Source organism: uncultured Endozoicomonas sp., from assembly GCF_947495845.1.
In the GTDB taxonomy this organism is placed as follows: domain Bacteria; phylum Pseudomonadota; class Gammaproteobacteria; order Pseudomonadales; family Endozoicomonadaceae; genus Endozoicomonas.
This window is the reverse complement of record NZ_CANMAO010000027.1, coordinates 39,280-58,049: the sequence shown is the minus strand read 5'-3', so window position 1 is coordinate 58,049 and position 18,770 is coordinate 39,280. Positions and strand designations below refer to the sequence as shown.

General features: G+C 48.3%; 15 protein-coding genes. 11 read left to right on the top strand and 4 right to left on the bottom strand.

Annotated elements, in window-relative coordinates:
- Positions 1-401 (bottom strand): transposase (locus tag Q1B11_RS15925; RefSeq protein ID WP_299734304.1); only part of this gene is annotated, 401 nt, incomplete at its 3' end.
- Between Q1B11_RS15925 and Q1B11_RS15920 the strand changes: the two genes are divergently transcribed.
- The gene (locus Q1B11_RS15920; protein ID WP_299734303.1) at positions 400-1,221 is read left to right on the top strand and encodes a hypothetical protein; all 822 of its coding nucleotides are present in this window, start codon (positions 400-402) and stop codon (positions 1,219-1,221) included. The two genes, Q1B11_RS15925 and Q1B11_RS15920, sit on opposite strands and share 2 nt — an antisense overlap.
- Positions 1,222-1,317: 96 nt before the next feature.
- Here the strand turns inward: Q1B11_RS15920 and Q1B11_RS15915 are convergent, their stop codons facing one another.
- Positions 1,318-1,731, bottom strand: coding sequence for a family 1 glycosylhydrolase (locus Q1B11_RS15915; protein WP_299734307.1), 414 nt, complete (start codon positions 1,729-1,731; stop codon positions 1,318-1,320).
- A gap of 223 nt (positions 1,732-1,954) precedes the next feature.
- Here Q1B11_RS15915 and Q1B11_RS15910 point away from each other — a divergent pair, with 223 nt between their 5' ends.
- A complete protein-coding gene (locus tag Q1B11_RS15910; protein ID WP_299734302.1) occupies positions 1,955-2,569 on the top strand; it encodes a trimeric intracellular cation channel family protein in 615 nt (204 codons plus the stop codon).
- On the opposite strand, the gene queG is transcribed toward Q1B11_RS15910, so the two are convergent.
- Positions 2,566-3,642 carry a tRNA epoxyqueuosine(34) reductase QueG gene (gene queG / locus Q1B11_RS15905; RefSeq protein ID WP_299734306.1) on the bottom strand — a complete coding sequence of 359 codons (1,077 nt, stop codon included), beginning with the start codon at positions 3,640-3,642 and terminating at the stop codon, positions 2,566-2,568. The two genes, Q1B11_RS15910 and queG, sit on opposite strands and share 4 nt — an antisense overlap.
- A 101-nt stretch (positions 3,643-3,743) precedes the next feature.
- Here queG and Q1B11_RS15900 point away from each other — a divergent pair, with 101 nt between their 5' ends.
- The 4 genes from Q1B11_RS15900 to mutL are packed head-to-tail and all read left to right on the top strand — an operon-like array spanning position 3,744 to position 9,170.
- Complete coding sequence (locus Q1B11_RS15900) at positions 3,744-5,294, top strand: NAD(P)H-hydrate dehydratase (RefSeq protein WP_299734301.1); 1,551 nt, start codon at positions 3,744-3,746, stop codon at positions 5,292-5,294.
- Positions 5,278-5,766, top strand: coding sequence for a tRNA (adenosine(37)-N6)-threonylcarbamoyltransferase complex ATPase subunit type 1 TsaE (gene tsaE / locus Q1B11_RS15895; RefSeq protein WP_299734300.1), 489 nt, complete (start codon positions 5,278-5,280; stop codon positions 5,764-5,766). The genes Q1B11_RS15900 and tsaE overlap by 17 nt, the downstream gene beginning before the upstream one ends.
- Entirely contained in the window at positions 5,763-7,211 is a 1,449-nt protein-coding gene (locus Q1B11_RS15890) for an N-acetylmuramoyl-L-alanine amidase (protein ID WP_299734299.1), read from the top strand. Before tsaE ends, Q1B11_RS15890 begins: the two co-directional genes overlap by 4 nt.
- Positions 7,212-7,235: 24 nt before the next feature.
- On the top strand, positions 7,236-9,170 hold the full coding sequence (gene mutL, locus Q1B11_RS15885; RefSeq protein WP_299734298.1) for a DNA mismatch repair endonuclease MutL: 1,935 nt from the start codon (positions 7,236-7,238) through the stop codon (positions 9,168-9,170).
- 13 nt (positions 9,171-9,183) lie between these two features.
- Here the strand turns inward: mutL and Q1B11_RS15880 are convergent, their stop codons facing one another.
- Positions 9,184-10,230 carry an AraC family transcriptional regulator gene (locus Q1B11_RS15880; RefSeq protein ID WP_299734297.1) on the bottom strand — a complete coding sequence of 349 codons (1,047 nt, stop codon included), beginning with the start codon at positions 10,228-10,230 and terminating at the stop codon, positions 9,184-9,186.
- Positions 10,231-10,444: 214 nt separating this feature from the next.
- Here Q1B11_RS15880 and Q1B11_RS15875 point away from each other — a divergent pair, with 214 nt between their 5' ends.
- The 5 genes from Q1B11_RS15875 (at position 10,445) to Q1B11_RS15855 (ending at position 18,743) form a co-directional block, all read left to right on the top strand.
- Positions 10,445-12,196: an alkyl sulfatase dimerization domain-containing protein gene (locus Q1B11_RS15875; RefSeq protein ID WP_299734296.1), complete on the top strand. Its 1,752-nt coding sequence runs from the start codon at positions 10,445-10,447 to the stop codon at positions 12,194-12,196.
- Positions 12,197-12,236: 40 nt separating this feature from the next.
- Positions 12,237-14,033, top strand: coding sequence for a DUF1302 domain-containing protein (locus Q1B11_RS15870; protein ID WP_299734295.1), 1,797 nt, complete (start codon positions 12,237-12,239; stop codon positions 14,031-14,033).
- Between the two features lie 15 nt (positions 14,034-14,048).
- Positions 14,049-15,434, top strand: coding sequence for a DUF1329 domain-containing protein (locus Q1B11_RS15865; protein WP_299734294.1), 1,386 nt, complete (start codon positions 14,049-14,051; stop codon positions 15,432-15,434).
- 109 nt (positions 15,435-15,543) lie between these two features.
- The gene (locus Q1B11_RS15860; RefSeq protein ID WP_299734293.1) at positions 15,544-17,460 is read left to right on the top strand and encodes a PQQ-binding-like beta-propeller repeat protein; all 1,917 of its coding nucleotides are present in this window, start codon (positions 15,544-15,546) and stop codon (positions 17,458-17,460) included.
- Between the two features lie 287 nt (positions 17,461-17,747).
- Complete coding sequence (locus Q1B11_RS15855) at positions 17,748-18,743, top strand: BMP family ABC transporter substrate-binding protein (protein WP_299734292.1); 996 nt, start codon at positions 17,748-17,750, stop codon at positions 18,741-18,743.
- Positions 18,744-18,770: the final 27 nt, after the last annotated feature.

The following is an 18,770-nucleotide window of genomic DNA, read 5'->3' as shown; positions in this document are numbered from 1 at the left end:
CACTGCCCCCAGATATACGTCGGACGGTTACGTTTTTTACTGTGCTGATGATGGGTTCGACAAGCAGGGGCTTTATCGGAGTATCGCTCGATAACCCAATCATCCAGTGCAAGAGTGATTGGTTCATCTGTTGGGGCTTTTGAACACGCCAGTCGGATCAAACGACACGCCAAGTGCTTCCATCGCCACTTACCGTGAGAGATCCAGTGATGATAGCTACTCCAGACGCATTGATAATCTATAGACAACAATGCATGTGTAACAAATCCATCCCCTGAAAGCATGCAACCAAAGAGCAGTTCGCAGAACGTTGGTACTGCGGTTGGTGATAGCGCTCTGGCAAGAAAGGTTGTATAAAAAGCGAGTTCCCGGAGGATTGTTCGATGATCTGAAGTGAGCATGGCAGCCATCTCAAACTTGGTCGTTGGGGATGGTTGCTTTTTAGCTGATTATTCGATTGTTGTTGAACTATTGTGCTTTGGGAACTCTAAAGTCGAGTTTAAATGGAATTTAGCTGTATCACCAAGGAGGTGTGTTATGAGTGTTGCTAACTTACATGGGCCTAAAGTTGCGGTTCAATTGCAACACGGCGAAACACAAGCGAAAAAGAAAGAAAGCTTTGTTTTTCGCAAATTTAAATCTTTTTGTAAGTTTGTTAAGGTGGCTTCAAACGGAGCTACTAAGTTGCTTCGAAAGATTGCTGAAAATTTCGGGTTTAAATCACTCAGTGAGCGAAAGGTTGAAACAGCAGAAGTGGCAAAAGTTGCTGAGCAGCCTCGTATAAAAAAGACGCTTGACTCTTATACGCTTGAGGAATTGGATCAGGCTATTGCTGACCGTGATGATGCTCTTGATAGCTATTATGAAGCAAACAGAGTAGCAGGATTGCGAATGAGAGCAATTGCAACGAGGCTAAAGAGAAAGCAAAGAACAGCAGCTATCCATGAAGCCTTGTTTAAACACAATGCTCGACGCTTCAAATATGAAAAAATGGCTCCAGCTCAGAAGAAGGAAGTGCTTAATAAAGTTAAATACCATGCATTTATGAAACACCATGCTTTGAAGCTTGTTGATGAATATAAGAATCATATGAAATTTCAAGCTTTTGTAAAAGTTGTATCACAACATAAGATTGATGAAATTAATAAGGCGAGTGATGTATTGTTAAAAGCAGCTGATATCAAAGAGCAAAAGCAGCAGAAGAAAAAAAATGATATCTAAAGCTTGTTTTTAGTTAGAAAAGCTCCAGTACTGCTGGAGCTTTTTTTGACTGCTAGCAAATAGCTACTGAAGTCATATTAATTTTATAAACCGCTATCAAAGTGACACCCCATTAGTCGCAATAATGTCTTGATACCAGAAATAACTCTGCTTTTTTATTCGCTTTAATTTGTTGTCCCTATCCACATAGACAAAACCATACTGCTTTTTGTAGCCATTCAGCCAGCTGAGTAAATCAATCCAGGACCAGGCGTAATAACCTTTTAGCTTGATACCTTCCTCAATAGCCTGCTGGCAGGCAAATAGATGACGGCGGATATAGTCAATGCGGGGTTCATCCAGAATCTCATCATTGACCACTAAATCTTCATCACCCAAACCGTTCTCGGTGATATAGATGGGGATATCACCATAACGAGCGTGAATTCGCTTCATTGCATCGTGCAGTGCATCCGGGCAGATTTCCCAATTCCAGCGGGTGTATTCCGCAGGGTATTCTCCTTTTAGAATCGGGTCGTAATACTAGTGGAAGCCAAAAGACTCAGCCCACCAGGTGACCGCACCCCATAAAAAATCAGCAGGAAAACTCATAGCGGTCATTCAGTGATGATGAATAAGTCATGACTATCTATAGAAGAGATTTCACCGGTTGTAATGGTTTATGACTATATGGGCAGTGAATGTAGCCATTTATAATCACATGGTCTTATAAAATTTATTAGTAGAATTATCAATGCTGCTTTATCTGCTAGACCTGCTTGGTACCGGCGTGTTTGCCATCAGTGGTGTATGGTTGGCCTGCCGTAAAGATATGGACTTGTTTGGCGCCATGGTGTTGGCGTTTGTCACTGCCGTGGGCGGTGGCACCATACGTGATGTGTTGTTAGGTGCTACGCCAGTTTTCTGGATTCAGGACACGCTCTACATGCAAGTGATTCTTGCCACTACCCTGCTGGCTTTGATGATTCGCAAATGGCATGAAAGCAGCAAGTGGATTATGCAGGTGTCTGATGCCCTGGGGCTGGCGGTATTTGTGGTGATTGGCGTAACGAAGGCGTTGACCTATGGCGCGGACCCGCTGGTAGCGATCATGATGGGGGTTCTCACTGGCTGTGGTGGTGGCGCCATTCGGGATATGCTGGCCGGCGAAGTGCCGATGGTACTGAAAAAGGAAATCTATGCATCTGCAGCCATGGTGGGTGGTGTTGTGTATGTGTTACTGGCGCCGGTATTAAACGACAATGACATGACCGCCGTAATTGCGGCGATCACAGTGTTAATTTTACGACTGCTGGCACTTTACAAAAATGTTTCATTGCCGCGCTTTGGTTTGCCCTCTCCCGGTTAAGAGTTGGCCTCATGTTGTGAAAGAGCCCAAATAATGTGCTCTTTCACCAGCTCTGAAGGGTATTCCAAACGTGCTTTCAATGCGGCAATAATTGCGCCTGAGGCAGGCGCATTCCCCAACGCCACGGCAATATTTCTCAGCCAGCTTTCATAACCAGCCCGGCGGATAGGTGATCCTGCCGTTCTTTCCAGAAACTGCTCTTCTGTCCAACTAAATAAATCCACCAGATCACTGGCATCCAGATTATGCCGTGGCTGAAAGTCACTCTCTTTTGTGGATTTGGCAAAGCGGTTCCAGGGGCAAACCAACTGACAATCATCACAACCATAAATCCGGTTGCCCATCAGAGGTCGCAGTTCTTCAGGAATTGAACCTTTGTTCTCAATGGTCAGATAAGAAATACAGCGGCGGGCATCCACTTGATAAGGCGCAACAATGGCGCCGGTTGGGCATTTATCCATGCAGGATGAACAACGGCCGCAATGATTGGTTTCATAGGGTTCATCCACCGGCAGCGGCAGATTGGTAAACAGCTCACCCAGGAAAAAGAAAGAACCCGCCTGACGATTGATAATTAAAGAATGCTTGCCCATCCAGCCCAGGCCAGCCTGTTGGGCAATCGGTCGCTCCATAATGGGCGCACTGTCCACAAAAGCACGGAATCCGTGTTCGCCCACTTCCGCTTCTATCTGCTTGCCCAGTTGTGTCAGTCGTTTGCGAATCAATTTGTGATAATCACGCCCAAGGGCATAACGGGACACATACGCTTTCTCCGGTTCACCAAGCAGTTTGACGGTTTCGGTTTCAGCGGGCAGATAATCCATCCGAAACGATAGGACTCTGAGCGCCCCGGGATGAAGCTCGGCAGGATTGGCACGCAATGCCAAATGCTGCGCCATATACCCCATATCGCCATGAAAACCTTTTGCCAGCCACTGTTTCAGATGCTCGACATCACGCTCAGGCACCTCGGCTTTACTGACCCCCATAGCCTGAAAGCCAAGCTCTCTGGCCCAGATACGGATTTTCTCTGTCAGTTTTTCCATATCCGGCAGTGGCGAGTCACTCGGCATTGCAGGTACAGTGGATGGTAAAGGTGGCTGATCAGTCACGAAACTCTTTGCGCTCTCTGGCATAATTGACAATTGGTTATTGTACCACTGTGGACACCCTGATGAATAAGCGCTTACCAGAGGATCTTTACACCGCCGAACAGGTTCGCCGATTGGATCATGTGGCGATCCACAAATTCGGGATACCGGGTTTTGATTTAATGAGCAGAGCAGCCGGCGCGGTTTTCTTAGCTGTGCAGCAGCGTTGGCCAGACGCGAAATCGATGCTCGTACTTTGCGGTGCCGGAAACAATGGTGGCGATGGCTATCTGGTTGCGAAGCTGGCAAAAGAAGCGGGATTGTCGGTGAACGTGTTGTTTCTTAAAGATCCGGAGGCGCTACAGGGCGATGCAAAGACGGCTTATCTCGCTTGTGCGGCGGCCAATATTGATATCCGATCTTATGATAATCAGCCTCTGATTAAAGCCGATATTATTATTGATGCTCTGCTGGGAACCGGTCTTACCGGTAATGTTCGAGGTGATTATTCAGAAGTAATTCAATGGGTTAATAAATCCAATTGTGAGATCTGTTCGGTGGACATCCCGTCCGGTCTTTGTTCTGATACGGGCGCACCATTGGGCGATGCGGTAAGAGCGAATGTAACGGTTTCATTGATTGGTTTAAAACAGGGCTTGCTGACGGGGTTTGGCCCGGAATATTGCGGCCAGTTGGTATTTGATAACCTGGGCATTCCGCCAGCGGTTTATGAAAACGTTGCCAGCCAATCCCAGAGAATAGCGCCCAAACAGTTTGCCGGTTTATTATCGCCAAGACGCAGAGCCGCTCATAAAGGCGACTTCGGTCATGTACTGCTGGTGGGCGGCAACAAAGGTATGCCCGGCGCTATTTTGATGGCGGCGGAGAGTGCCATGTCCTGCGGAGCAGGACGAGTGACGGTGGCGACTCGCAAGCAACACTTGACGCCATTAGCGGTGCGTTGCCCAGAAGTGATGGGCATGGCTATCGATAGCGAACAAGGGCTTGAAAACGCCATCAGTGGCAAAAACGTGATTGTTATTGGTCCCGGGCTTGGCAAAGATAAGTGGGCATTCAAACTGCTGCAAGACGCATTGAGCGCAGATTGCTCGCTGGTACTGGATGCCGATGCACTGAACCTTTTAGCGGATCATCCACAATTGCTAAAAGGGCGAAAGTTGCCGATGATTTTCACTCCCCACCCAGGTGAACTTGGTCGTATATTGGGGAATAGCATTGCAGATATTCAAAAGAATCGTTTTACTGCCCTGACAAACGGCATCAAACAACTCAGGGATCAGGCAGAAGGCGAAAGGAATGTCACTCTGTTACTCAAAGGTGCAGGCACGCTGATCTCTGATGGAAATGCAATATCTCTCTGCTCCGATGGTAATCCCGGAATGGCAGTTGCAGGTATGGGTGATGTGCTCAGTGGTGTGATTGGCGCACTGCTGGCTCAGGGTTTAAAACCTATTGATGCGGCTCGAATGGGCGCATGGCTGCATGCCACTGCAGCGGATGACATTGTTGCCAGACAAGGTGAGATCGGGCTTCGGGCAACGGAGCTGATTCCAGTGATCAGGCAGAACTTGAATAAGTTAGTCGGAACGAATTTTTATGTCAGCCAGATATGATTTGCTGATAGACAACGAAGAAGCAATGGTCACACTGGGTGGTCATCTGGCAGAAGCACTTGGCGCCGTTTGTGAAAGAGGTGTCGTCTATCTACACGGTGACCTCGGTGCCGGAAAAACCACGTTCTGTCGTGGTGTGTTGCGTCATCTTGGACATCAGGGGGCAGTAAAAAGCCCGACGTATACCCTGGTCGAACCTTATGAGGTGAATGGTCAAAAGGTTTACCATTTTGATCTTTATCGCCTGGCAGACCCGGAAGAACTTGAGTACATCGGTGGCCGAGATTATTTCAGTGAAGCGGCGCTTTGTCTTGTGGAATGGCCATCCCGTGGTCACGGTGAGTTACCAGCTGCAGATTTAGAAATCACTTTCGATTACAACCTGCCCGGCAGAAAAGCGTCTATTGTCGCTAACTCTGAAGCCGGCTTGAAAGCACTGTCTACGATTCAAGCATTACAGGAGGCCGGATGAGCCAGAGGACAGGGACTGTTCGTCGAGTCTTCCATGCATTAACCCGTCGCTTGTTTACATTACAGCAGGTAGACAGTAGGTCAGCAGCTGCTTCGCTGGGCAGAAGACGTTTTGTTCGACAGTTGGGTATTCTGGCTGTTGGTATTTCTGTGTTGAAAGTGCAGATCGCAGAAGCGGTTGATCGATTAATCAAAAACGTTCGACTCTGGCGGTCTCCGGATAAAACACGTCTGGTGTTTGATGTTACCAATTCGGTTGAACACAAGAAATTCCATCTGAGTAATCCAAGCCGGCTGGTTATTGATATTAATGACGCCAAGCTCAGCGGCTCTTTCAGCGGCTTGGAATTAAAGAACACGCCAATCAGCAAGATTCGTCATGGTACTAGAAATAAAAAAGATCTGCGGATTGTTTTCGATCTGACTGAGAAAGTGTCCGATGAGATTTTCCTGCTAAAACCTTATGGCACTTATGGTCACCGTTTGGTTATCGACTTATTTGACGACGAAAGCCGTAAGCCAAAGCCTGTTGTTAAAAAACAACCTGCGGGTTTGCGGGATATTGTCATTGCCATTGATGCTGGTCATGGTGGTGAAGATCCGGGCGCCATTGCCTACGGTGGTGGATACGAAAAACACGTCACATTGGCCATCGCCAAAGACCTTGCGGCTTTAGTTAATCGGGAAAAAGGGTTTAAAGCAGTGTTGGTGCGAACGGGTGACTACTATATTGACCTGCGCCGTCGAACAAAAATTGCCCGGGACAATAACGCTGACCTGTTTATTTCTATTCACGCCGATGGTTTTAAAGACCGACGTGCTAAAGGTGCCTCGGTTTTCGCTATCTCTCATAAAGGGGCAACGTCCGAAACGGCTCGCTGGCTTGCTCAGAAAGAAAACGCGGCGGATCAAATTGGTGGTGAAGATGGCATATCACTTGGGGATAAAGACGATGTGCTGGCGGGTGTATTGTTGGATTTGTCCATGACGTCGACGCTGTCATCCAGCCTGGAAGTGGGCAGCAAGGTGCTGACCAATATGGGCATTATCAACCGACTGCACAAAAAACATGTGGAGCAGGCGGGCTTTATGGTGCTGAAATCGCCGGATATTCCTTCCATTCTGGTGGAAACCGGCTTTCTGACCAACCCTGAAGAGTCCCGTAAGCTCAAGAGCCGTAGCCATCAGCAGGCTATGGCAAAAGCAATTTTTAGCGGTACGAAAACCTGGTTCTATAAAAAGCCACCACCGGATACACTGGTTGCCAAGTGGAAGCAGGATGGTACTCTTAAAACCCGTCCATCCAAGTATGTGATTAAAGCCGGTGACACCTTGCTGGGAATAGCGAACCAGTTTGATACCAGCCTCAGCGCCTTGAAACGTGCGAACCGGTTGTCCAGCGCCAATAATATTCGAGTTGGACAGGTGTTAGTTATCCCGAATTAGATATTTACAGAGTAAAGCTGAACTATGAGACCGATCCGCCTCCTTGATAATCGACTGGCTAACCAGATTGCTGCCGGTGAGGTGGTGGAGCGCCCTGCATCCGCAGTAAAAGAACTGCTGGAAAACAGCATTGATGCCGGCGCAAAACGGCTCACTGTTGAAGTTGAAAGCGGTGGCGTAAAGCTCATTCGAATTCGTGATGACGGCCATGGCATTCCTCAAGAGCAATTGGCCCTGGCACTTTCACGACACGCGACCAGTAAAATATCTGAGCTGGAAGATTTGGAAGGCGTAGCCACTCTCGGTTTTCGTGGAGAAGCCCTTGCATCGGTCAGTTCTGTCTCCCGATTAACATTGACGTCTAATGTGGAAGGTCAGGAATCCGGCTGGGAGGCCAGAGTCGAAGGGCGAGATATGGAAGCCCAGATGATGCCTGCGCCTCACCCGGTAGGTACCACCATTGAAGTAAAAGACCTCTTCTTCAATACACCGGCTCGACGAAAATTCCTCCGTACTGAAAAAACGGAATTCTCCCATTTGGAAGAAGTGGTAAAGCGGCTCGCTTTGTCACGCTTCGATGTCGGTTTTACCCTGCGCCATAATCAGCGCAGCATCCACCAGTTACGACCTGCAGCGACTCAGGCTGAAAAAGATCGAAGGGTTGCTGCCCTGTGTGGCCCTCAATTTATCGAAAATGCCGTTATTATTGATGTGGATGCATCTGGCCTGAAACTCTATGGCTGGGTGGGTTTACCAACCTTCTCCCGTTCCAGTGCAGATCTGCAATATTTCTTCGTGAATGGTCGTGTAATTCGCGACAAACTGGTAGCGCACGCGGTTCGGCAGGCATATCGGGATGTTTTATACAACGGTAGGCATCCAACCTTTGTTCTCTATCTTGAGCTAGACCCAGCTCTTGTAGACGTCAACGTACACCCAACCAAACATGAAGTGCGTTTCCGTGATGGCAGAACGGTGCATAACTTTCTGTTCAGTACGCTGCATCGGGCACTAGGTGCCGTTCGGCCTGAAGATCAGTTAGCACCTGCTGCTTTATCGTCGGCACAGCAGCCCATGATTTCCGGCGTATCTGCCGGAGAGTTTCAGGGGCAGGAAAATATGAGTCTGGCACCACAGCCTTCCGGATCTTCCAGCGGTTCTGGCTTCGGTGGTGCTCGTCCTCCACAGACAGAAGCACCTTCTCCCGGGCAGGTTAAACGACAGATCGAGGCTTATAGTCAGCTTTATTCAACCGCTGCAGAGGCTCTGGATAATGGTGCTGCAAAAGCCGTGGGTGATGGCGTGGTTCAAGAAGCTAATGTTGCTTATAGCACCCCAGCAGTCACGGTATCACTGCCAGAAAGTGATTCTGATGTGCCACCGCTCGGCTATGCTGTTGCCCAGTTAAAAGGCATCTATATTCTTTCAGAAAACGATAAGGGCATGGTGCTGGTGGATATGCACGCCGCCCATGAACGCATCACCTACGAACGAATGAAGGTGTCTTATCAAGAGCAGGGTATTCGTGCTCAGCCATTGCTGGTGCCAAAGTCCGTTGCGGTTAGTGAACGTGAAGCCGATTGTGCCGAAGAGCATAGCGACTATTTTGTAAGGCTTGGATTAACGCTGGAAAGAATGGGGCCAGAAACCCTGTTGGTTCGTCAGATCCCCGTCATGCTGCAGAATGCGGATGTAGAACAGCTTCTGAGAGATGTACTTTCTGATCTGATGCAACACGGCAACAGTGATCGAGTAGAAGCTCACATCAATGAAATCCTGGCGACGATGGCCTGTCACGGTTCTGTTCGCGCCAATCGTCGTTTGTCTATCGAAGAGATGAACGCACTTCTACGGGATATGGAAAAAACTGAGCGCAGTGGGCAATGTAACCATGGTCGTCCAACTTGGACGCTGCTGACGATGGATCAGTTAGACAAGCTATTTTTGCGTGGTCGCTGACTTCTTTATATGTTCATGAGGTAGCATTCTGCTGGCGGTATTGAGAGGGTGCGAGCCCTGTCCAGCGCTTGAATGCTCTGCTGAAGCTACCAGAGTCTGAAAAACCCAGCTCAAGGGCAATGTCTGTGATGGGCTTTTGTGAGTACTTCATTTCAGACATGGCCTGTTGTTGTCGAATCTCATCCAGCAAATGTCGAAAGGACGTATTCTCCGACTGAAGTCGCCGTTGAAGGCTTCGTGCGCTCATATTTAATGCCGACGCCAGAGCTTCCTGAGTGCCTTCACTGACTTTCAACAGATCTGTCAGTTGTTGTCTGGCTCGAGAAACAAAGTTCTGGTTCAGCCCTTCCAGATATCGCTGCAAAAGCTCACTGTTAGTATCAGCAATTTCAGGGCTGGCGGTGAGTACCGGTCTATTCATGGCGTTGGCTTTAAAACCAATACGCAGAAAATCGGCTCCAAAAGACACAGGGACATCCAGCCTTTTTAGCCATAGTTCAGGATTATCAGGAAGGCTTCTTGGCAGCTGAATCAGCGTGACATCTTCTTTGGATAAACCAATATTGGCGACGGTTGAATTTAGCGTAATGGCCGCAACGGCATCCATAGCTTCATGACAAGGGCTTGGATAACCCTCTCTAACCCGAAAAACCAGCTCAACTTCTTCTTTGTGTTGCAGAAAATCAATCTCTATCACCGTACTGATCACCGCAGAAAAACGCACGATTTGTTGCAGTGCCTCACCGATACTGTCGCAGGCTTGAATCACATGATGAAAAGCGTGGAGGTAGTTGGCTTTGAAGTGTTCAGCTGTGGTGATGCCAATGGCCGGGTCGCCTGTCTCACGGACAGCCGCTTTCCAGAACACCTCCATCTTACGTATAGGAATGCGTTTTCCCATCTGCGTCAGAAGTGCTGGGTCAATATCCGCTTCCTGCAGCATGGCGTCCACAGGGCAATTACGAATTTTCAGCGCATTCACCAACGACAGTGCACTTGTACTGAGTGTGGTGGCATCATCATCAACCGTAATGGCTTTGGTGCTGTGCTGAGTGGTCATTGTCATGATTGTTATTGGGTCTGTCGGTAGGCAGCTGAACAGGGATATATTTTCAGCTGATTAGGCGCTTATAGCAAATCTTTGTCGTTTAATTGGTCGGCGTAAGTGTCACGTCATGTCAAAACAGTGTCTGTTTATGTCAAGCCGTTGAGGGTTTTCTGGTTATACCATTGTGCGCAATAAAAACAACAATACCTGCTGTATCAAGGGTCCTATGAGAACTATAAAAAAGACTGCTCTGTTTCTTTCCATCTCAGCCCTGCTTGTTGGCTGTAACCAACAGGAAGCATCAACAACAGCTGCCGCCCATGCTACAGAAAGCCTTGCTCACCCTGTCCTCAAAGCACATACCTACGAATTTGACCGTAAGGTTTATGAAGTAACCGACGGTGTTTACTCCGCTGTGGGTTTCGGGCTTGCTAACTCCATCATGATAGAAGGCGATGACGGCATCATCATTGTTGACGTGATGGAGAGTAAAGAAGCCGCCGAAGCGGTTATGAAAGAATTTCGCAAGATCACCGATAAGCCGGTCAAGGCTCTTATTTACACTCACAATCATGCAGATCATGTGCTGGGCGGGAAAGGTTTTGTCCCTTCTGGTGAGGTGGATGTGTATGCCCATGAAACCACCAATCAATACATCAATCGTATAGTGAACCAGCTTCGTCCAGTGATTACAGAGCGAAGCAGTCGAATGTTTGGCAACTTGCTTGAAAAAGGCGACAACGGCCTTGTTAATGCCGGGATTGGTCCGGCATTGGATGCAGGTCATGGTGGCGGTACGCCGACGTTGATCCGTCCAAATAAAACATTTTCTGATGAGCTTGACGTTGAAATCGCCGGTGTGAAAATCCAGATGATCCACGCGCCCGGTGAAACCAACGACCAGATATTTGTTTATCTGCCAGACCATGATGTGTTGATGCCCGGGGATAATATTTATCGCGCATTTCCAAACCTTTACACCATACGTGGCACCTTATATCGCGATGTTCTCGGCTGGGCTCGCAGCCTGGATACAATGCGCGAGTTGAACCCTGAATATCTTGTGCCAAGCCATACCCGCCCTTTGAGTGGCAGTGAAGCAGTGCAGGAAACCCTGACGGCCTATCGTGACGCCATCCAATTTGTTCATGATCAAAGCATTCGTGGTATGAACCTTGGCATGACGGAAGATCAGTTAGTGGAATACGTTCAGCTGCCGGATTCGTTAGTGGATCATCCTTTCCTGTTGGAACTCTACGGTACAGTGGAATGGTCTGTACGCAATATTTTCAATGGCTATCTGGGGTGGTTTGACGGAGATGCTTCGACGTTATCCAAAGCCACCGAGAAAGAGCGTGGCGAGAATATGCTCGCACTGCTTGGGGAAGAGAAACTCCTGACCGAAGCTCAAACAGCCATCGAAAATGATAAAAATCGCTGGGCACTGGAGCTGGTGAATTATCTGCTGTTTGTCCAGCCAGAACATCCGAAAGGCATAGCCCTGAAGGCCGAAGCGATGCGTAACCTTGGCCATGCTTCCATGAACCCCAATGGGCGTAACTATTACCTGACACAGGCATTGCAGTTGGAAGGTCATGATTTCCCTGAAGAAGAAATTACGCCAGAAATGCTGGAACTGGTGAAATCGTTCCCTATCGAGAACTTTATTCAGGCGATGACTGTCGCTTTAAACCCTGAAAAAAGCTCAGGTGTTAATGAAGTTCTGACGTTTAATTTCAACGATATCAATGAGCAGTACTCCCTTCATGTCAGAGATGGCGTAGCTGAGTTTATCCGAGGTGACCATGCACAGGCCGACATCCAGGTGTCTGTGAGCGCTGATGACTGGATTGATCTGGTTGCCGGCGGTGGGAGTTTTCCTGCGGCTCTGGCCAGTGGCAAGCTGTCGGTAGAAGGCGGCATTATCGAGCTGCCTTCGCTGGTTAGCTTTCTCTCTATGTTTGATCCTGTGAAATAAACACGACATTGCAATTACAACAATAAAAAAAGGAATGGATGTGAATAAACCACTTTCGCTATCGCCCCTGTGCTTGGGTATCTTGCTGGCGACGGCTGCTAGCCAGTCATCGGCAGCCAGTTTTGAGTTTATGGATGGTGAAGTCTCTGGCTCCATCAACACCACTTTGAGTGCTGGTGTCAGTGTCAGCACTCAAGATCCGAAAAAGAATCTTTACACTTACGGAGAAAGTAAAGGGCTAGACGACATTACGCCGGGAAAAGGCACGGGTGTTAATGCTGACAATGGGCGATTGAATTACCGCAAAGGTGATGTGATCTCTAACCAATATAAAGGTCTGACTGAACTGGCTCTGGATTATAAGAATTACGGATTCAAGGGCAGTGTGAAGTATTGGTATGACCACTGGCTGGAAACCAAGAGCGGACGTTATACCGAATTTGACGATACGGGCTTTGATGATCTTGCCGGTTTTAGCGGTGTTGAATTGCTGGATGCATACGGCTGGACTTACTTTGATGTTGGTGAAGTGCCGGTTGATGTACGACTGGGTAAACAAGTCATCAGTTGGGGCGAAGGGATGTTTCTTCAGGGTGGTATTAATGTGATCAACCCTGTGGATGCTGCGGCGTTCAATCGTCCCGGTGTTGAGCTCAAGGAAGGTTTGCTACCTGTTGAAGCGTTGTATACCAGCATGGGGCTGACCCCTGAAGTGACGTTGGAAGCGTTCTATCAAATGAATTGGCGACCCACGGTACTGGATGGTTGTAGCACATTCTTTGCCACAACGGATGCCATTCAGCCGGGCTGTGAAGGGATTTATACTCAGGCTAATAAGAGCAATGCTGAAGAAGAAGCTTTAGGTAGATCAGTGATTGATCGTACTGCTGATGAGTTGCCTGGAGACAGCGGTCAGTGGGGTGTTTCCTTCAAATATTATGCAGAAGCACTAAATGGCACTGAGTTTGGCTTATACGCAATGAACTACCACAGTCGTTTGCCTTTCGTGAATGCTGTTAATGCCGATTGGAGTGGAATCTCCGGAGTGCCTTCCGGCGATGTTGATTTTCCTATCAATATCACACCTGGGGGACCTTCACCGACCATTCGATTTGTTGAAGGCGCTACCTATAATGCGGCCTTCCCAGAAGACATCAAACTGTACGGGTTGAGCTTTAATACAAGCCTCGACAGTGGTTGGTCTATCAGTGGTGAACTCAGTTATCGCCCGGATATGCCACAGCAGATAAATATTAATGATCTGCTAGGTAAAGCAGCGGCATCGCGGGATGGTGAATCTGTTCAAGGTTTCGTGACGAAACCAGTGACACAGCTCCAAATCTCGTTACTGAATTCATTCCCACAAGTATTGGGCGCGTCCGAACTCTCTCTGGCCGGTGAAATTGGCTATGTGCATATTGCCGATCTGGATGACGGCAATCGATACGGTCGAAGTGCTATGTTTGGCCCTGGGGCTGGTTCAAGTGCCTGCGCTGCCCCTAAGCCCAACGTAACCACCGAGTTTTGTACGAATGAAGGTTATACCACTGCGAACAGCTGGGGTTATCGTTTGAGAGCGGCGCTGGCGTACAGCGGTATCATTCCGGGAGTGCTTCTGAAGCCTTCTCTGTCATTCCGACATGACGTTGACGGTTACTCCTATGAGTCAGGCGGCTCCTTCATGGAAGGGCAAATGGCATCAACCCTTGGCCTGTCTGCGACTTACCAAAATAATTATACGGCAAATATTGCCTACACCGGTTTCTTCGGTAACAACAAATACAGCACGCTGGATGATCGAGACTTCGTGAGTTTCAGCGTTAGCGCCAGCTTCTAATCGGGGAACATAATAATGAAAACTAAAAACCTGATACCTGAAAACACAATATCTCAACGCTCAGCAGCAAAAAGCCTGGCTTTCAGCGCATTGTTGGCCATGACACCTCTGGCCATGCAGGCGCAAGCTGATACCGAATTATTGGGCAGTAGTCTGACACCGGTGGGCGCAGAAAAAGCGGGCAATACTGACGGTACCATACCTGAATGGAACGGTGGCTTATTACCGGACCAAGGGGTTCTGCAGTCTGATGGTTCAATGGATAATCCATTCAAAAATGATGCTGTGCAATTCACGATCACAGCAAAAAACCTTGATAAGTATCGTGACCGACTCTCCGATGGTCAGATTGCCATGTTTGAGCGTCATCCAGACACTTATAAAATGAACGTCTATCCAACCCGGCGCAGTGCCAGTTATCCAGAAGCTTACTATCAAGCCACAAAGACCAACCCAGAAAAAGTCCAGTTGACCGATAATGGCAATGGATTAAACCAACTGGCCAATGGCGTTCCTTTTCCAACCCCGACAACGGGCATTGAAGTGATCTGGAATCATATGCTGCGCTATCGCGGTGACAGCATCACCTTGCCATTGTCTCAAGTGGTTGCAGAAACCAGTGGTCGATACAAGGAAGTAACCAAAGAAACGGTTTGGCACTTTGCACCCAGCATTACCGATGCTGGAGACAACAAGAACCTGCTGTTTTTCTATAAATCCAAAGTATTGTCACCTGTGAGACTGGCGGGTGAAGTCACTCTGGTGCATGAACCTATTAACCAGGTAGAAGAACCTCGGCGAGCGTGGAAATATTTGCCTGGTCAGCGTCGTGTACGTCGGGCGCCGAATGTCGCTTACGACAATCCAGCCAGCGGAACGGATAACCTGAAAACAGCTGATAACTCAGATATGTTCAATGGTGCGCCAGATCGTTATGAGTGGACGTTGATCGGCAAAAAAGAGCTGTACATTCCTTATAACAGCTATGCCCTCTACGACAAAAATCTCACCAATGACGACATTATTCGCCCAGGACACATCAACCCTGATCTGGTTCGCTATGAACTACATAGAGTTTGGGAAGTGGAAGCAACATTGAAAGAAGGCGAGCGTCATGTATACAGCAAGCGAACCTTCTACGTTGATGAAGATACCTGGCAGGCGTCCATCGTCGATCATTACGATAGTCGAAATCAACTGTGGAGAATGGGGGAAGCGCACGCCATTCAGTACAACCCCAAGCAGGTACCCTGGCTGGTGAATGAGGTTTTCTATGACCTGAATTCCGGTCGCTATGTGACCAATGGCCTGGCCAACGCCATTAAAGAGCCTCTTGAATTTGGTGTTATGGCCAGCAAGTCTGATTACACACCGGCTGCTATACGTCGCTGGGGTAAATAAACTTAACTGACTATCTGAGCGCAGCACTGTGGGAGCATGAGTGCTGCGCACCTCTAATTTGTACTTTTATTGTTTGCAATAAAAGACACCATAATAAAAAGAACACTTTATGAAAAAGTCCCTGTTTTTCACCGGTTCACTGGTTGCAGTCCTGGGTGCTGGTGGTTTTTATTTAAGCGGCCATCTTAAAACGCCCAAAGAGTATGAGGTGGCCGATGTCAGCCAATGGCGGCCAGACTCTCCACGTCATGCACTGCCGGTTCATCCGGTTCTTGGTATAAACGACACTTTTCGTTCGTTGCATGGCAGTACTCGAAACTCTGATGAAGTGCTGACAGCAACCGCCCCGAAAGTAGAGCTGGATTGGGTGGCTGAAGAACATCTGTTTATTGCTGAAGGGCCCTCCATTGATCGTGAAGGTCATCTCTATTTCAGCCCAATTGCCCCGTCTGAATCTGTGGTGCTGGTCAGTCTGGATAAAGACACAGGAGAACGACGCTGGGCTATTCCGGGAAAACCAATGTCCGCCGGTGGTGGAACACCACTGGTTTTGGATGACCCTGATAACCCCGGAGAACAGATTATTTATCTGACGCTGTATGAACGTGCACTGGCGGTTAAACCCGATGGCACGATTATCTGGGACGTAGAAACCGGGATCAGGGAGCCGGTTGTACAATCAGGCGATAAGCGTTCAGCTCATAACTTTGGGGCAAATTATCATCCACAGTCGGATACTATTGTTGGGATAGTGGAAGACGGCAAAGTATTTGTATTGGATCGTAAAACCGGTGCTCCCATGTTAAGTGAGCCGTTTGTTATTCCTGGCGCTCCCGCAAAAGGTGATGATTCGACACGGCCGGGAGAGTGGCTGACTGAGCGCACCGATGAAAAACTCAAGGAAGTATTTGGTGAAGACCCTGCGGTTGGTGGTCGTTTCAGCCGTGTGCTCGATATTCTGGGTGGTCGTAACGTCAAAATAGCCAACTATTTTTCCATCAATCCGGAATCTGGCCGCATGATGGTTGCCGCCACAGCGCCTGACGAGAAAGATGGCACCGTTGATGGTGCATCCGAAAACGGAGCACTGTATGGCATCGATATGCAACCAGATGGCTCTGGAAAATATCGTCTATCAGTAACCAAAAGTGCGTTCTTCAAAGGTGGCACTGGCTCGACACCGGCTATTCGTGCGGATGGTAAGAGAGTGTATGTATCAGACGACAATGGAAATGTGATTGCCTTTGATATGGAACTCAATAAACTCTGGCAACAATCGGTCGGTGAACAGATTTTAGCGTCCATCACCGTGGCCAGTGAAAATAATGAGTTGTACGCCATCACTGCCGGAGCGCTGTTCAAGCTAAAGGACAACGGTGATTCTGGTGAGTTGGTTTGGGCAGCGGATCTGGACATGTTTCCGGAAAAGGCCGGGCATAAAAATATGAATCTGCTGACTGCATCTGTCACTGCTAACGGTATAGCTGTCGTGTTGGGAGGCGGTTTTGAAAAAGGCGCCTTCAGAATGCCGATATCCATTGGTGTTGGGTTACTTGATCGTGAAACCGGAAAAGTAATTTCTTATGCGCCCGGTATTGAAGAATCAGTATCAACGACAACGGTCGGCCCCGATGGTGGTTACTACCTTGCTCATTCACCTATTCGCCGCGCAGTGAGCAGCGCACTGTTTGGTCCACTGATCGACCCGATGACTGGCGGTATTTCTCGCTATAAGCCCATTCAGAATGATGTTCTGTTGAGAGATGCGGTTTGTGCTGCCAGCGTGCGTTTGGAAAATGCATCGCAATATATAGATAGTCACCCACTGTCCAGTGAAGCGGATGTGATTCAGGCAGAAGTGCTGATGCGTCAGGCCGGCCTTGTTCTGGAAAATGCATTCATTGAAGGTGTCATGAATGAAAAAGAAAGAGACGCTTTGAAGCTTCCCATCAATAGCATTGATACAAAGAATGTTCACTTCGCTATGAATCAAACAAAAAACCTTTGTGATCAGTTGAAAGGCTAACCCTCCCCAAAAGAGCTGTCTTTGTTGAGATAGCTCTTGATTTCTCGAGTGTATACCCAAAGGATTTCAAGTTGCTACGCGGCGGCAACCGAGTGAATCCCCATGAGCCTACGAGTAGTAGGTGATTGGGGTGAGCGAGCACCCGAGGGCATAAACGCAGCAGACAAAGTAACAACTTGAAAGGCGACGGGTATAAACCATTGCTTACTCAAGCCGGATGCTTTAAAACTGACTCTTGATGCAGTTTTCGAATCATAATAAATAAAATGCTCAGGAAAAGAATAGCCATGAAAAAAAGCATAATGGCCCTCGCCGGCTTGGTGACCGGCTTATCCATCATGACGGCTCAAGCTGCCCTCAAACCTTCTGTAATATACGACATGGGAGGTAAGTTTGATAAATCCTTCAACCAAGCCTCCTACAACGGCGCCGAACAGTACCTGAAAGATACGGGTACAAAATACGCAGACTTTGAAATCAAGAACGAAGCCCAGCGTGAGCAGGTTATGTTGCGTATGGCTCAGCGTGGTCACTCTCCTATCGTAGTGGCTGGTTTTCAGCAAGCGCCCATTGTTGAGCGGGTTGCCAAGAAATTCCCTGACACCAAGTTTGTCTTGATTGATGCGGTGGTTGATCTTCCTAATGTACGCTCCGTCGTCTTTAAAGAGCAGGAAGGTTCTTTCCTGGTGGGTGCTCTGGCGGCCCTGAAAAGTAAAACCGATACCGTCAGCTTTATCGGTGGTATGGACATCCCGCTGATTCGTAAGTTTGCCTGCGGCTATGAGCAGGGTGCGAAGTATGTGAACAATGACGTTAAAGTCCTTCAGAATATGACGGGCACAACACCTGCTGCCTGGAATGATCCAGCAAAAGGTTCTGAGTTGGCTCGTGCGCAGTTCGATCAAGGGGCTGATGTCGTTTATGGCGCTGCTGGTGGAACCGGTGTTGGTATCAATCAGGCTGCAGTGGATTCCGGCAAACTCGCTATCGGCGTGGATTCCAATCAGAACTATATGCACCCGGGCACCATGCTGACTTCTATGGTCAAACGTGTAGACGTTGCCGTGTACAAAGCTTTTGAAGACGTCGCCAATGATAACTTCACCTCTGGACTGCAGGTGCTCGGCCTGAAAGAAGAAGGTGTTGATTGGGCATTGGATGAGTTCAACCAGCCGCTGTTGGACGAAACGGTGGTTGCTCAGATCAATAACCTCAAACAGGAAATTATTGACGGCAACATCAGTGTACATAATTGGGAAGACACCCAGTCCTGCACTTACTGATTAATTGTCGGTTAATATAACTCGCGC